Consider the following 14,694-nt stretch of genomic DNA (forward strand, 5'->3'; position numbering starts at 1 on the left):
CGCGGGCTTAAACTCAAGGCCATGATCCAACGCTCCTCCGCGCTGTCCCCGCCACGGCTCGCCGACGTGACATCCGCCCTGCGCGGCCACGTCGAGCGCGGTGACCTGCCCGGCGTCGTCGCCCTGGTCGCGCGCGGAGACACCGTGCACGTCGACGTGCTGGGCACGCAGGGCCTTACGCCTTCCGGTCCGCCCATGCGGCGGGACAGCCTCTTCCGGCTCGCGTCCATGGCCAAGCCCATCACGGCGGTGGCCACGCTGATGCTCGTGGAGGACGGGAAGCTCCCGCTCGACGGCGCCGTCGACCCGTGGCTGCCGGAGTTGGCGAACCGCCGCGTCCTGCGCACTCCCGGCGGCCCGCTCGATGACACCGTTCCCGCGAAGCGCGCCATCACCGTGCGGGACCTGCTCACGTTGCGCTGGGGGTTGGGCGCGGTGATGGCGCCACCCGGCACGCACCCCATCCAGCGGGCCATGAGCGAGGCCCGGGTGTCGCCCGGCTTCCACGCGCTCACGGATCCGCCCGACGAATTCATGCGGCGGCTGGGCACGCTGCCGCTCATGCATCAGCCGGGAGAGCGGTGGCTCTATCACACCGGCTACGAGGTCCTGGGCGTGCTGGTCGCGCGGGCCTCGGGCATGCGCTTCGACGACTTCCTGCGCGAGCGGCTCTTCGTGCCGCTGGGCATGAACGACACGGCGTTCACCGTGCCCGCGGAGAAGCTGGACCGGCTCACGACGGCCTACGCGCTCGACGACGCCACGGGGAGGCTGGAAGCGTGGGACACACCGGCGGACAGCTACTGGTCACGGCCTCCCGCGTTCCTGTCGGGAGGAGGCCAGGGAGGGCTCGTGTCCACGGCGGATGATCTCCTCGCCTTCTGCCGGATGCTGCTCAGCGGAGGCCAGGCCGGGAACACCCGCCTGCTGTCCTCCGCGAGCGTCCAGGAGCTGCTGACGGATCAGATTCCGGAGGAGCAGAAGGCCGCCTCGCCCTTCTTCCCGGGCTTCTGGGATGCATCCGGATGGGGCTTCGGCGGGGCCGTGTGCACCAAGCCGGATGGCATCTCCCCCACTGCCGGACGCTACGGCTGGGCCGGCGGCTACGGCCCGACGTTCTTCATCGACCCCCGGCAGGACCTGACCGCCCTCCTCCTGACGCAGCGACGGGCGCAGGGCCCCGACGACGAGGCCCTGGCCATGGCGTTCTCCAAGGGCGCCTACCGGGCGCTGGAGGACTGAGGCGCTGCGCTCAGTTCGCCGGGGCGGGCGTCGCCGCGTCGGCCTGGGCGCTCGTGCTGGCAGCCGGGGTGACGCCTCGCGCGACGGCATCCAGGTTCGCGAGGCCCCGCTCGAACTCCTTGCCGAGCATCGTGTCCATGTTCACGACGAGCGACATCGCCTTGCCCATCAGGGTGTTCTCGCCCTCCATCGCCCAGCTCACGCGGGTGCCGCCGTTCTCCGGCGTGAGCGTGAAGGTGGCCTGGTTCGTGGCTTCGAACGGCTTGAAGAACTCCAGCTTGAGGACGACGCGCGCGCCGGGCTGGCTCTCCACGATGGTCATGCGCCCATTCCCGGCCTCACCGCCGCCGTAGGTGAAGCTGGCGCCCGGTCCTTCGTTGGGCCCGTCGAAGACATTGGTCACGCCAGGCGCGGGCTCGGAGTGGAACGGGTTCCACGTGTCGAACCGGCGCAGGTCGTTGATCAGCGCGAAGACGGTGGCCGGGGGCGCGGCCACGTGCGCGTTGCGCTCGATGCGGAAGTGGTCCGGGCGGGTGGCGACGAAGACGCCCAGCGCGACGACGAGGACGAGGACGGCGATTGCGATCTTGCTGGCCATGGGAGGATCCCGGTTCGATGGAAGAAGTGCTCCCGGATGACCGGGAGGGTTCATCTCCACGTCGAACGAGGGGCCGAGGAATCGACACGGCATTTTCCGCCCCATTTTCCGGGGCCTCGGCCCCCCGGAATACAGCTCACTTCACGGAGGGGCGGAGGGCCTGCAGCCGCGCCTTGTCCAGCTTCGCGGCGACGCCCACGCTGCGCCCGGCGAGGTTCGCGACGACGTACTGCACGGAGCTGCCCAGCACCTGCGCGCTCTCCGACAGGGTGAGGCCGTAGTCCTGCTCCAGCCACTGCGTCAGCCCCTGCGTCGCGGAGCGCAGGGCGTCATCCAGTGAACCGCCCTGCCCCAGCGTCATCAGGTGCGTGGGGGACTCCACGCGAGGCGTGGAGGGCGGAGGCTTGCCGTGCAGGACGTCCACGGTGAACTCGACGTCCATGGAGGTCTCCAGGGCATACTGCGACGTCTCGCCATCGCCCTGCGCGGCGTGTGCGTCGCCCAGGTACAGAAGCGCTCCGGGCTGCGCCACGGGCAGGTAGACGGTGTTGCCCTCCACGACCTCGTTGAAGTCCATGTTGCCGCCGTAGCGGCCCGTGTCGCCGGTGGACAGGGGCGCGGAGCCGAAGCCGGGCGCCACGGCCAGCCCGCCCAGCATGGGCCGCAGCGGCACGGTGAAGGCCTTCAGGCGCTCCGTCGGGTTCTCCGGGGTCGCGACGCCGCGCTCGGGGTCGAGCTTCCAGCGAACAGGCTTGCCCAGGTCCGTCGCCTTCGCGGCGAGCCCCGGCGTGAGGGCGCGGCCCACGATGCCATCCAGGCTGTCCGCGAACGTGCGGTTGAGCTTGAGGCGGCGGATGCGGATGGCCAGCGTGTCGCCCGGGTTCGCGGTGGCGATGAAGAAGGGGCCCGTCTGCGGGTTGCCGAAGAGAGCGCGGGTGACGCCCTTCGAGTCCATGCCGCCAGAGTCGAGCGTCGAGGTGCGCACCGTGTCGCCCGGCCAGACGGTCAGCACCGGCGCACGGTGCGCGGTGAACTCGTTGGACCACGAGGTGGGCGTGAAGTCATGCACGCGCGGACCGCCCGCGGGGCGAGAGGGAAGCAACCGGCCCGTGAAGGCATGGGACGCCCGCGTCTTCGGGTTGTTGCTGTCCGGGTAGTCCGCGGTGCCGCGCAGCGATTCACCACTCACCTTGCCGTCGAAGACGTAGGTCTTCTGGCGCGAGTCCGTGACGACGAAGTGGATGACGTTGCCCGTGCGCTCCCCCTTCAGCGCGTCCCCATCCAGCTCGCCGGTGAGGCGCTTCCCGTCGCGCTCCAACGTGAGGAACTGGTAGGCGGGGTTGCCCCACAGGTCGGTCGTCACGAGCCAGGACTCGGAGGCCGCGAGCGCGCCGGCAGGCAGACAGCAGAGGAGGACGGCAAGGGAACGGATCATGGGCCGGAGCAGTGTAGAGGAACGGTCCCGGGTCCGCGTCGCCTCAGCCGGTGGCCCCGGGCTCGCAGCCCCCGGGCCTCCATCAGCCCCAGCCTTCGGGCATGAGCTCCATCCAAAGGGCTGAGAACATGAGAACGCTCCGGGGACGCCCCTGCCGGCGGCGCACAGCCAAAACCTGTCCGACAGTCGGACAGGTTTGAAAGGCACAGCCGGGAGGTGCCCGCCGCGTCCAGGCGGCCGAAACCTGTCGGACTGTCGGACACGTTCAGGAAGGCGCGGCCGGGAGCTGCCCGTTTTGTCCGGGTGGCCGAAACCTGTCCGACTGTCGGACAGCTTCGGAACGGCGCGGCCGGAAGGCGTCCGCTTCCGGGAGGCGGAAACCTGTCGGACTGTCGGACAGGTTCGGAACTGCACGGCAGGGCCAGGCCGCTTCGTCCAGGCAGCAGAAACCTGTCGGACACGTCTGGGCCGGCGCGGCCGGGACGCGCCCGTTTCCATTCGGGCCTCGGAAACCTGTCCGACTGTCGGACACGTCTGGGCCGGCGTCGCCGGGAGGCGTCCGCTTCGTCCGGGTTATGGAAACCTGTCCGACTGTCGGACACGTTTGGAACTGCGCGGCCCGGAGGCTCCCGCTTTGCCCGGCCGGCGCGAACCTGTCGGACTATCGGACGGGCCTGGAGCTGGGGCCGGACGGCGCCCACTTTGTCCCGGCGGCGAGAACCTGTCGGACTGTCGGACACGTTTGGAACTGCTCGGCCCGGAGCACCCACTTCGCCCAGGCGGCGGGAACTTGTCCGACTGTCGGACAGGTTTGGACCGCTCCGTCCCGGCCGCCTGGGTCATCACTTGAAGCCGCGCCGTTCCGTCAGCGCAGCCGCTGGCCGAAGGTCCGCAAGCGGTCGCGGGCCTTCAACAGCTTCTCCCGGGGAATGGAGAACACCGCGCGCACGCGCTCCGGGTCGCCGCACCAGGCACCGCCGTTGAGCACCACGTGGGTGTGCTCGTAGATGACGCGCGGCAGGTTGTCCGGCGTGAGCTTCACCCCATCCACTGAACGCCCCAGCCACGCCGTCATCGGCGGCGCGAGGAACAAGCCCCCCGCCTCCGTGGCCTCAGCGCGGCCGTCATCGGGCAGCGCCTCCGCCAACAGCGCGCGCTTCTCCGCGAGGTCGCGCCGCATCCTCGCCAGGTAGTTCCGCAGCGCCTTGTGCCGGGCGGCATAGAGCAGCTGTCCGTCCGGTCCGCGCGCATGGGCCGCGTACAGGTATGCCGCCGCGCGCGCGGTGGGCGTATGCAGCACGCCCGGTGCGCTGTCGCGCAGCGCCGTTACCAGCGCCCGGTCCTTCGTGGCCACCCAGCCCACGCGCAGCCCCCCGGCCGCGAACTCCTTGGACAGCCCGCCCAACAGCACCGTCCGCGCGCTGATGCCGGGCACCGCCCCCTCCAGCGTCACCGGGCTGTGCACCGTCTCCGCCGTGGGGTTGGTGAGGTTCACCAGGCCGAAGATTTCATCCGAGATCCAGAGACAGCGCTGCTCCACCACGAACGTCGCCAGCGCCATCAACTCCTCGTGCGACAGGTAGTGCCCCGTGGGGTTCGCCGGCTGCGACAGCACCACCGCGTCCGGCGTCGTCCCCCGCGCGCGGCGTGACAGCAGCGTGCCCAGCGGGCCGGACTCCACCTCGCACCCCGCCGCGAGGAACGTGGGCGCGAGCACGCCGTAACAGGGCGTCACCAGGAACACGCGTGGCATCCGGCCCAGCCGCTGGCGCAGCGCCACGCCCAGGTGGTGCATGAGCGGCCAGACGCCGGGCGCCACCACGACGTCCTCGGGGGCATAGCGGGCCCCTCGCGTCTCCAGCAGGAAGGCCGCCACGGCCTCCGCCAGCCCCGTCTGCGCTCCGTCCGCGCGCGGCGCGACGCCCGCCGCGATGAGCCCCTCCACCAACGGCAGCGGCATGGGGCCCTCGTTCTCGCCGTAGTCCAGGCGCACGAGCTCCGGGTCATCCTCACGGAAGAACTTGGGCGCGAACGCGGGCAGCTCCGACAGCCTCGCGATGCGGTTCGAGCGCGGCAGCGGCACCTCCGGCGCCCGGTGCGGCGAGGGCGGCACCGGCTCCGCGAAGGCCATGCGGAAGGCGAGCAGCTCCGAGAAGGTGCGCTCGTAGAACCACTCCGCCAGCACGCTGATGCGCGAGTACGTCACCTCCGCCGCCACCTCCAGGTCCGCGCGCAGCGGCTCCGGCACGGGCAGCAGCAGCGTCAGCTCCAAATCTGGCCACACCGCGTTCTTGATGAGGCCGTACAGGATGACCAGGTTGGGCGAGTGCTGCGTCCGCGCGAGGAACTCGAAGAGGGTGCGCGGCTCCACGTCGCCGGTGATGTTGAAGAAGGCGCTCTCGTCCAGCACCACCCAGATGCCCCGCCGCGCGGCCTCCGCCACGATGTCGCGCAGCACCGCCAGGTTGGTGCGCTCGCCCGGCTCCACCGTCAGCAGCACGGCCTTCACGTCGAAGGCGCTCAGCAGGCGGCGGATCTCCCCCAGCGTGTTGTGCGTCACGGTGGCGCGCACGCCCGCCTTGTCCAGCGCACGCGCGTAGAGCGGGTGCAGGCTGCGCGACACTAACACCGTATCTCCGGGGTCACAGGTGGCGAGCAGGAAGGAATAGACGGCCTGCTCGCGCTCCGGCGCGACGAACAGCGAGTCCTCCGACAGCCTCAAGCCGAAGTGGCGGTCCAGGTAGCGGGCCACCAGCCTGCGGAAGGACGCGTCGCCGGCCTCGTGCGCGTAGGGCAGGAAGGGCGCCTGCGACAGCCGCTCCGCGAGCGCCGTGACAAAGCCCAGCTGCTCCGCGGACGCCGCCCCCAGGTCCAACTCCTCCTGGAGCGCCGCGATGCCCAGCGAGCGCAGCGCGGCGCGCAGGGACAGCGTCTCCCGGGGCAGCGACAGCTGGGCCTCCCACACCGCCACCTCGTGCCAGATGGGGTGGCCTGACTGGAGCCAGCCCAGCGCCGTCGCCGCGCGCAGGGGCTCCGGGCTGTGGGCCTCCATGAAGAACTCGAACTCCCGCCCGGTGCGCTGCTCCAGCGACACCAGCGGGCGGATGTCCGTGTCCGCCGCCTGCATCACCCGCCGGGCCACTCGCACGCGGGTGGTGAAACCGCGCCGGGTGAACATCCGCGCGATGATGGCGCGGCCCGGACGCCCCGCGAGGTTCAAGAGCAGCCGTCCCCCAGGCAGCAGCCGCTCCGGCGCCTCGTTGAGAAGGCGCGCGATGAGCCCCAGGCCGAAGTGGTCCTCGTAGACGTTCTGCAACGAGGTGTAGTTGGACAGGTCCAACAGCGCCTGCTCATCCGCCTGCGCCAGCTCCGCGGGCAGGTCGTCGCTCCGCAGCACCTGCGGGATGCACCCGACGATGAAGTCCCACTCCGGCTTCTGTGGCAGGCCCAGCAGCAGGTCGCTCTCGCCAAAGGACAGCCGGGATACCAGCGCTTCGTCGCCGTTGAGCCACGCGTTGCACAGCCCCACCGCCGGGGCCTGCGGGTTCAGGTCCAGCCCCCGGATGCGCGCGAGCCCCGTGAACTTCGCCAGCGCGATGCAGATCCACCCGGAGCCGGAGCCCACCTCCACCAGCTGCTTGCCGGCGTACTCGTCCAGCGGGACCTTCAAGAGCCCCTCCAGGAACGTGAACGCCCATGCCTCCGGCGCGAAGATGGACGGCGGAATCAACAGCTCCAGCCGCTCCTGGGACGCGCCCACCGCCACCACCACCGACGCCAGCCGCAGCGGCGCGCCCTCCGGCTGGTCGCGCGACAACTCCGCCAGCTCGCGCAGCTCCGCCAACGCCCGCGCACGCTCCTCCGGCCGGGCCAGCGCTTCGGAAAGCGTACGCAATTGGACAAAGGCTTCACGGGCTGACGCGGGATAGGTGGCCATGGCGCGCCCGACTGTCCGGGCCCGCTTCTCCTCTGTCAACGACAGCCTGTCCGCGAATGCCTGACGCGATGCAGTACCGATTTACAGATTGTCATTCCCAGTTTACATGGGAAATCTTGAGTCAAACGCCAGTAAGCAGCGCGCACCGGGCGGCCCCTCTCGTCCGGTGAGGACGCCCCATGAAAAGACAGCCGCAACTGGCCTTGCTCGCGGTGTTCGCCGTCATCCTGTTACACGCGCAGCCGGCAAAGGCTCAAATCGCCGCCGCGCACGTGTATCACAATCACATGCCCAACTTCTGGGCGTACTACGACCTGACCCAATACAACGCGACGCCGGTGGGCGGCCCCATCCGCTACGCGTATGACGGACAGGTCATCCAGATAAAGCAGTCACCTCCGGCCAACTACACCTATTTCCTGCCGTCGGGCGCGCCCATGCCACACGACGACCTGGTGACGTATTACTCGCACCACGCGAAGGTGGGTGCGTATCAATACTGGCCGCCGGACGTGGCCGCGGACATGAAGGCGAATGCCTCCACGGGACAGATTCACGTCACCATGTCCGGCGCGGTGGTGAACAACGTCAACGACCTGGTCACCCGCCGCAACGTGTCCGGCTACGACAACGCCAACTGGGGCGCCACCTGGCGGGACCGCTACGCCAACCTGCGCACGCCCGCGGGCAACCGCTCGTTGGACCTCATCCACTTCACGGGCCACCACTCCATGGGCCCGCTGGTGGGGCAGGACTACTTCCTCAAGGACCTCATCTACCAGAGCGCCACGCTGTCCCAGTCGTACTTCCTGGGCAGCGGCTTCACGGCCTCCAAGGGCTTCTTCCCCACGGAGCTGGGCTTCAGCGAGCGGCTCATCCCCACGCTGGCGAAGCTGGGCGTGAAGTGGTCCGTCATCGGTGACAACCACTTCTCCCGCACGCTGAAGGACTACCCGTTCCTCAACGACCCGGGCTCCGACACGCTGGTGTCGCCGCCCAACCGCGCGGACCTCCAGAACACCAGCACCGTGGGCGCCTGGGTGAGCGAGTCCATGGCGCACGAGCAGCAGGTCATCCGCAACAAGTACCCCTTCGCCTCCACCCCGCACTGGGTGCGCTACGTGGACCCGGCCACGGGCGCCGAGTCGCGCGTCGTGGGCATCCCCGTCAACCAGAACGGCTCCTGGCTGGAGGGCTGGGAGGGCCAGGCCACCGTGGACGTGGTGGGCCTGCGCAACTTCGAGGGGCTCGTGTCCCAGAAGCAGTTCTTCGTGCTCGCGCATGACGGCGACAACTCCGGCGGGCGCGCGGGGTCGCTCGACACGTGGCTCAACGGCCGCGCTGTCACCTGCACCGGCGGTGTGCAGTGCCTGGGCATCGACGAGTACCTGGTCAACAACACGCCCGTCTCCACGGACGTGGTGCACGTGCAGGACGGCTCGTGGGTGGACACGCGCGACTCCTCGTCCGACCCGCAGTGGCACCACTGGCGGCTGCCCTTCGGCATCTGGAAGGGGCAGTTCCCCGCCTTCAACTCCGCCACCGGTCTCAACCTGGCGCCCAAGACGAACCTGAGCGGCGTGCAGGAGGGGATGACGGTGTCGCTGGAGCACGGCTGGCATTACCTGGAGCGCAACTTCGCGCTGCTCCAGGCCGCGATGAACTACGCGAAGACGGCCGAGCAGGTCTGGCTGGACGCGCACCCCAACCACTGGAAGCCCACCACGGCGCTGGACTCGCAGGTGACTCACGCGGGCAACCAGCTCAACCCGTGGATGCTGTCCTTCCCCGTGAAGGGCGACGCGGCGAATGACTGGGCGGGCGGCGCGAACCCCGCGGAGCTGGCCTGGTACTTCCTCCTGCCGGCCATGGACTCCGGCTTCGGCTACTACGACGAGAACGTGGACGACAACGTGAAGCCCACGCTGTCCTTCAACCAGTCGCTCTACTTCTCCAAGCCGTACGTGCAGGACCGGCTGGCGCAGGACCGCACGGGCCCGTCCGTCTGGTGGCCGCAGCGCTGGCCGTACAACCCGGGCAGCGCCAACACGGACAAGTCCGAAGGGTGGACGCTGCACCACTTCGACAACAACTTCGCGCTGTACACCTATGCATTCGACGTGAGCGGCATCACCAGCATCAAGGCGCGCGTGCGCGTGCACGCGGCGAAGAGCATCGACCCGTTGGACAACACGCCTCGCGTCTACGACCCGGTGGCGCTGAAGGCCGCGGGCGTGCCTGGCATCGACCCGTCGCGCGTGGGCGCCTGGGTGGATTACCCGCTCCAGCGCCGCGAGCTGCGACCGGTGATGAACGGTGTGGCGTGGCAGCCGGCGCACCTGCCGGTGATGCAGAAGGTGGCCGCCCAGGAGATTGGTGACCTCTACTACGTGTATCTCGGGGCCTACCGCGACCAACTGCTCGACTACTACATCGAGGCCACCGACTCGCGCGGCAACGTCACGCGCAGCGAGATCCAATCCGTCTACGTGGGCGCGGGGAAGTACCGGCTGGAGGGCGGCAAGTACATCGAGGACCTCAATGGCTCGGTGACGGGCACCTACCCGTTCCTCCGCGTGGACACGACCGCTCCGTCCGTGCCCACGGGGCTCGCGGCGACGCGCACGGACCGCTCCGTGACGCTGACGTGGACGGCCGCCACGGACAACATCGGCGTGACGGGCTACCAGGTGTTCCGCAATGGCACTCAGGTGGGCTCGCCTTCCACGACGGGCTACACGGACAGCGGGCTCACGGCGAGCACTGCGTACAGTTACACCGTGCGGGCGCGGGACGCGGCGGGCAACACCTCCGCGGCGAGCAGCGCGCTCTCCGTCACCACCCTGCCCCCGGACACCACGGCGCCGTCGGCGCCCTCGGGGCTCTCCGCATCAGGCGTCACCAGTTCGTCAGTGGTGCTGAGCTGGACGGCCGCCACGGACAACTATGGCGTGAGTGACTATCTCGTGTTCCGCAATGGCACGCAGGTGGCCGCGCCCACGGCGACGACGTACACGGACACGGGGCTGTCCTCGAGCACGACGTACAGCTACACCGTGAAGGCTCGTGACGCGGCGGGGAATACCTCCGTGGCCAGCGCTGCGCTCTCCGTCACCACCGGCCTGGGGTACACGACGACGGTCTATTACAAGAAGGGCTTCGCCACGCCGTACATCCACTACCGCCCCGCGGGTGGCACGTGGACGACGGCGCCCGGAGCGCTGATGCCGGACGCGGAGGTGACGGGCTACGCGAAGTACACGGTGAACCTGGGCTCCGTGCAGCAACTGGAGGCCGTGTTCAACAACGGCAGCGGGACGTGGGACAACAACAACGGCGGCAACTACCTCTTCCCCACGGGCACCTCCACGTTCAACGCGGGTGTCATCACGGCGGGCGCGCCGGTGAGCGACACCTCTGCGCCGTCGGTGCCCACGGGACTGGTGTCTCCGTCGAAGTCCGCGACGACGGTGTCACTGAGCTGGACCGCGTCCACGGACAACGTCGGCGTGACGGGCTACCTCGTGTTCCGCAATGGCACACAGGTGGGCACGCCCACGTCCACGAGCTACACGGACAGCGGGCTGTCCTCCAACACAGCCTATAGCTACACGGTGAAGGCTCGCGACGCCGCGGGCAACACGTCCGCGGCGAGCACCGCGCTCTCCGTCACCACCAGCGCCGGCAACACGGCGACCGTCTATTACAAGAAGGGCTACGCAACGCCATACATCCACTACCGTCCGGCGGGCGGCACGTGGACGACTTCGCCGGGCGTGGCCATGGCGACGGCGGAGGTCTCGGGCTACGCGAAGTACACGGTGAGCCTGGGCTCGGCCACGCAGTTGGAGGCCGTCTTCAACAACGGCAGCGGCACGTGGGACAACAACGGCGGGCTCAACTACTTCTTCCCCGCGGGCACCTCCACGTTCAACGCCGGAACCATCTCCGCGGGTGCGCCGTCACAGGACACCACCGCGCCCTCGGTGCCGGCGGGGTTGACGGCCGCGTCGAAGACGGCGACCACCGTGTCGCTGACGTGGACGGCCTCCACCGACTCAAGCGGCATCGCGGGCTATGACGTGTATCGCAATGGTTCGCTGGTGGGTTCGCCCACGACGGCCAGCTACACGGACACGGGGCTGACGGCGGGCACGGCGTACAGCTACACCGTGCGGGCTCGGGACACGGCGGGCAACGCGTCCGCGCAGTCCTCCGCGCTCTCCGTCACCACGTCCACCAGCGGTGCCACGGTCACGTTCAACGTCACGGCGAGCACCGTGATGGGACAGAACGTGTACGTGGTGGGCAACGTCGCCGCGCTGGGGAGCTGGAGCCCGGCCAATGCCATCCTGCTGTCCGCGGCCAACTACCCCACGTGGAGCGCGGCCGTCGGACTGCCGGGCTCCACGGCGATTGAGTACAAGTTCATCAAGAAGGACGCCGCCAACAACGTCACCTGGGAGAGCGGCGCCAACCGCACCCTGACGACGCCGGCCACGGGCACCTCGACCGTGAACGACACCTGGCGCTGAGCCGTTGAAGTGGCCTCGCGGCGGGCCTGGAGACCGGGCCCGCCGTGAGGTATCGCGGAGGGCCCCGGCTCAGTCTGAACGGCGAGCGCTGGCCACCGCCTCGCGGTCGTAGGCTTCCTGGTGCTTCTGGATCGCGTCGATGTGCGCGAGGGTCCAATCGTACAGTGCCGCGAACGGCTCCTGGAGCGACCTGCCCAGCGGGGTGAGCGCGTACTCGACGCCCGGCGGAGAGCCGCCGAGGACGCGGCGGCGGACCATCCCGTTGCGTTCGAGCTTTCGCAGCGTCTGCGTCAGCACGCGCTGGGTGATTCCCTCGAGCTGTCGCTTGAGGGCGTTGAACCGCCTCGGCCCGGGAACGAGCACGGCAAGGACCATCATCGACCACTTGTCGCCTATCTGATCGAGGATCGGGCGGGTGGGGCAGTCGGACCGGTAGATGGGATCGTCTTCAGTATCGCTCGGCATACCTGGGATGCTCCAGGTACGCTCTTGCCACCTGGTATGCAACGGATACCTTCAATGAGCCACTCTTGAAGGAGATGAAATCGACATGACGCGCTTCAAAGACAAAGTCGTGGTCGTCACCGGGGGAAGTGACGGCATCGGGCTCGCGACCGCCAAGGCCTTCGCCGCGGAGGGGGCCAGGGTCTACATCACCGGGCGCAGACAGGAGAGGCTCGACGAGGCGGTCCACGAAATCGGTGGCGCCACCGTTGGCATCCAAGGGGACGTCGGCAATCTCTCCGACCTCGACCGGCTCTACGAGCGCGTCAAACGCGACCACGGCAGGATCGATGTCGTTTTCGCCAATGCGGGAATCTCCGAAACCGTGGCGCTCGGTGCGATCGACGAGGAGCACTTCGATCGCGTGTTCGGCGCGAACGTGAAGGGCATGGTCTTCAGCGTGCAGAAGGCGCTGCCCCTCATGCCCCCCGGAGGGACGGTCATCCTCGCCGGCTCGGCCAGCGGCAGCAAAGGCTTCCCCGGTCTGTCGGTCTACAACGCGACCAAGGCCGCGATTCGCGCGCTCGCGCGTACCTGGACGACCGACCTGAAGAGCCTGGGCATCCGCGTCAACGTGATTTCACCGGGGGTGATTGAAACGCCCGCGATGCAGACGTATCTCCAGAACAACGCGGGGATGGAGGACGTGCTGAAACAGATGACGCCGCTCGGGCGGCTCGGCCAGGCGGAGGACGTCGCGAACGCGGTGCTGTTCCTGGCGTCGAACGAGAGCAGCTTCGTCGCGGGCGTCGAGCTCTTCGTGGATGGGGGTGTCATGGCGGTGTGACACGATGATGTCAGGCCGAGGAGGACGCCTGAGGCAGCCACGAATCGCCGTGACGGCGGATGACACGGATTGGCGGATGCCCGTGGGTGGCCCCCGGGCTGCTGCTGACCGTCCCCTCGTGGGGACACTGGCTGCGACGTCCCCTGCTCCATGTCGAAGCCACCCGGCCCTATCCGCTGCGCGTGATGCTGGGCGGGCCCATCGAAGGCACGGGAGAGCTGCCGGTCCCACCGTGCGCGCCCGATGGGATCCTGCGCTTCCCTTTCTTCCGTTCGGAGGAGTGGTCCTGGGCCGGGCCAGGCACTCCCGAGGAGCGCAGCGGCGGAGTCATCCCTCTCCGCGCGCCATTTCCTGAATCAGGCGGACGGTTGAAGGCGTGGCGCAAGCATGCGCGAGATGGAACGCTGCCGCCGGTCCTGCTGCCCTACCTCACACGGGTGCGGAAGTGGCTCGTCGTGGATGGACACGACCGGTTGCACGCGGCGCTCCTGGAGGGCCGCGTGCAACCGCTGCTGGGACTCTGGAGCATCTTCGAGGAACTGGTGCCAGAGGACGAGCGGGCGCGGCTCCGCCGTGAGGGCTCCCGGATCGCAGCGGAGGTGCGCCTGCGCGCGAGGCCCGGTGAAGTCGACGCGGTCAATCGCAGCCTGTTGCGAGAACACGAACCAGTTCATCGGCTCGCGGTCACGCGCGCGTTCCCCCTGAGAGGCGGCGCCGCGGCCTGGAAGGCGCAGGTCACCGCCTGGCGGAAGGGGTCGGGCGCCACGGTCCCGTCAGACGACTGGGCGGCCTTCGTCAGCGAGCCCGGGTAACGGAGGGTCTCGCGACAGCCTCCCACTGACAGGACGTGCGCGATGGAGAGGCAGAGCCAGGAACGAATGCCGGAGCAGGTCATGCAGGCCTTGCTGGACCTGCTGGCGGAGATGCCCGACTACCGCGTGGGGCAGGCGCTCGCCATCGCCGCGGCCCGGACGACGGGCTACTCCGATCCCTTCAATGTGGAGGACGAAGCCCTGTTCAAGACCCTCCAGCGGATGACCACGGAGGCCCGGGACCGCAAGCGCGCCCGGCCCCCGAGCGAGGACAGCCTGGAGGCCTACCTCACCGCGAAGCACGAGGGCTCCGTGTCGGCGTGGCTCCAGGGCTTGTCGCGCTGGGGCCACCGTCCCCTGGTCCTCGCGGCCTTCGCGGTGGCGGAGCCCTGCCTGGGCATCTGGGAGCACGGCGTGCCGGAGGATGGCCACTGGCAGTTCCACTTCGCCCGCGCCTCAGGCCCTCACGCCGCATTGAAGGCCCTGCGGCGTTGGCTGGGAGATTCCCAGACGCCTCTGGCGCCGCACGTGGAAGCGCTGCGCAAGCTCATCCAGTCCGCGGCGCTCACGGAGGACGAAACCGGTGGCGGCATGGAGCTCATCCGCGAGCGCCAGCGGTGTGTCGCCGCGGGCCGGGCCATCGTGCTCGCGATCGAGGCCGCGGTGTGGACGCCGGAGCAGGCCACCCGCGACCTTCCGGACGAAGCCGAGCGGCAGGCGGTGGCGGCGGCGGGGCCGTTCCTGGAAGCCCTGGGCGCGGCGCGCGCATTCCTGTCCTCGGTTCCAGAGTCCACCGAGGACACCGTCCGGGAGCATGTGCGGCGCGTGCTGCTGGCGCCGTGAG

At 69.4% G+C, this 14,694-nt stretch carries 9 protein-coding genes; 5 read left to right on the forward strand and 4 right to left on the reverse strand.

The annotated features are described in order from the left end of the window. The first annotated feature begins 21 nt into the window (after positions 1-21). On the forward strand, positions 22-1,242 hold the full coding sequence (locus tag D7X30_RS23300; protein WP_120565138.1) for a serine hydrolase: 1,221 nt from the start codon (positions 22-24) through the stop codon (positions 1,240-1,242). Between the two features lie 10 nt (positions 1,243-1,252). Here D7X30_RS23300 and D7X30_RS23305 read toward each other — a convergent pair whose 3' ends face one another. From D7X30_RS23305 to D7X30_RS23315, 3 genes are all read right to left on the reverse strand, one after another. Further along, positions 1,253-1,840, reverse strand: a complete 588-nt coding sequence (locus tag D7X30_RS23305; protein ID WP_158619339.1) for an SRPBCC family protein — start codon at positions 1,838-1,840, stop codon at positions 1,253-1,255. A gap of 136 nt (positions 1,841-1,976) precedes the next feature. After that, on the reverse strand, positions 1,977-3,275 hold the full coding sequence (locus D7X30_RS23310; protein WP_120565140.1) for an acetamidase/formamidase family protein: 1,299 nt from the start codon (positions 3,273-3,275) through the stop codon (positions 1,977-1,979). A gap of 865 nt (positions 3,276-4,140) precedes the next feature. After that, the gene (locus D7X30_RS23315; RefSeq protein ID WP_120565141.1) at positions 4,141-7,212 is read right to left on the reverse strand and encodes an aminotransferase class I/II-fold pyridoxal phosphate-dependent enzyme; all 3,072 of its coding nucleotides are present in this window, start codon (positions 7,210-7,212) and stop codon (positions 4,141-4,143) included. A gap of 179 nt (positions 7,213-7,391) precedes the next feature. On the opposite strand from D7X30_RS23315, the gene D7X30_RS23320 reads away from it, so the two are divergent. Next, on the forward strand, positions 7,392-11,747 hold the full coding sequence (locus tag D7X30_RS23320) for a carbohydrate binding domain-containing protein (RefSeq protein WP_120565142.1): 4,356 nt from the start codon (positions 7,392-7,394) through the stop codon (positions 11,745-11,747). Positions 11,748-11,816: 69 nt separating this feature from the next. On the opposite strand, the gene D7X30_RS23325 is transcribed toward D7X30_RS23320, so the two are convergent. Next, positions 11,817-12,212 carry a helix-turn-helix domain-containing protein gene (locus tag D7X30_RS23325; protein ID WP_120565143.1) on the reverse strand — a complete coding sequence of 132 codons (396 nt, stop codon included), beginning with the start codon at positions 12,210-12,212 and terminating at the stop codon, positions 11,817-11,819. Between the two features lie 85 nt (positions 12,213-12,297). Here D7X30_RS23325 and D7X30_RS23330 point away from each other — a divergent pair, with 85 nt between their 5' ends. The 3 genes from D7X30_RS23330 (at position 12,298) to D7X30_RS23340 (ending at position 14,693) form a co-directional block, all read left to right on the forward strand. Beyond that, positions 12,298-13,038 (forward strand): SDR family NAD(P)-dependent oxidoreductase, encoded by a 741-nt coding sequence (locus D7X30_RS23330; RefSeq protein WP_120565144.1) that lies wholly within the window; start codon positions 12,298-12,300, stop codon positions 13,036-13,038. 86 nt (positions 13,039-13,124) lie between these two features. Further along, entirely contained in the window at positions 13,125-13,850 is a 726-nt protein-coding gene (locus D7X30_RS23335; RefSeq protein WP_233591733.1) for a hypothetical protein, read from the forward strand. A gap of 81 nt (positions 13,851-13,931) precedes the next feature. Further along, entirely contained in the window at positions 13,932-14,693 is a 762-nt protein-coding gene (locus D7X30_RS23340) for a hypothetical protein (protein ID WP_147443284.1), read from the forward strand. The last annotated feature ends 1 nt before the right edge of the window (position 14,694 follow it).

It is taken from the genome of Corallococcus sp. AB011P (assembly GCF_003611605.1).
Lineage (GTDB): Bacteria > Myxococcota > Myxococcia > Myxococcales > Myxococcaceae > Corallococcus > Corallococcus coralloides.